This window comes from Candidatus Termitispirillum reticulitermitis (genome assembly GCF_054655775.1).
In genome coordinates this window covers 1-1008 of the sequence record NZ_BAAIHG010000167.1, presented here as the reverse complement: position 1 = coordinate 1008, position 1008 = coordinate 1, and the positions used below count along the sequence as shown (strand labels likewise).

The 1008-nt window shown below is 40.3% G+C and carries 1 protein-coding gene; it reads right to left on the bottom strand.

Annotated features, from left to right (window positions below; all coding sequences use genetic code 11):
* Positions 1-232 precede the first annotated feature (232 nt).
* Positions 233-832, bottom strand: a complete 600-nt coding sequence (locus tag AC1MDJ_RS08035) for an NYN domain-containing protein (protein ID WP_479690396.1) — start codon at positions 830-832, stop codon at positions 233-235.
* Positions 833-1008 lie beyond the last annotated feature (176 nt).

Below are 1008 nucleotides of genomic sequence, written 5' to 3'. Positions count from 1 at the left end.
CCGTTCACGCCCCTAGAGTTAACAAAGTCCTCGTCCGCGAATTCATTGATAAATCATTCTCTATATTCTACAACGGAAAACAGCATACCTTTAACACCTAAATAGGGGCATTTTAACTTGTGGAATTACAAAAATTAAAAAATACTTTACAAAGTAAAAAAATTATAATATAATATACCTATCATCCCGATGGGCTTGGCTCATCGCCCCCATCTCGTAGGAGATGGGTTTTTTACTTGGTAGGCAACCACTTCTCAGGAGCAGACACGGCTTCAACGTTCTTAGGGAATAATGAGCTTTCTATATGTTCTCTCGTGATTTTTAGAGAAAAATCAGCCACATTCTGAATTTCTTTAGCTTTCCTGCCTAACGGAATAAGCACCCCTACTTTCTTATTGGGAAAGTCCCGCTGTATCATCTCTATGGAAGGGATAAGGTCGGAATCGCCAGACACAACTATCGCCTTGTCAAACTCGTCTTTCATTGCCGATTCAAAGAGGTATAGAGCGACATTGACATCAGTTCGTTTTTCCTCGTGGGTAGAGTATTGGCGGTGGCACAGGTTGCAGTATCTATCTACTTTCTTGAATTTGCCATATATGGGCTTGACCCCAGTAGATTGCAGAGCTTTCACATAGTCTTTGTGTTTCTTGAACTTGCTAGCATTCCACATAGTGTAAGCGGTAAAGTAATAAATTGCCACTATCTCCTCATCAGGTTTCAGAAACTTTGAGCATAATGCCCATAAGTCAAGCCACCTGCAATCAGGGGCAAAGTCCTTCAAACTGTGATATAGGTTAAAGCCATCTATGTAGAAACTTACTTCACTCATAATTGCAAACCTACCACTTTTCAGCCGATAAAGCAAGCCGAAAAATGAGTTTGTAATTGCACAAGTTAAAATGCCCCTCATATATTTTTTATTAGGGGTATGTATTGTGGGAAGTTATGGCAAGATTAAAGGGGTAGAGGATGTGCTCAGTGGCAAGTTATCGTATGACGAAGTAG

Coding starts and splice junctions, on each gene's coding strand:
- AC1MDJ_RS08035 (WP_479690396.1), bottom strand. CDS start 832: ATGAGTGAAGTAAGTTTCTACATAGATGGCTTTAACCTATATCACAGT.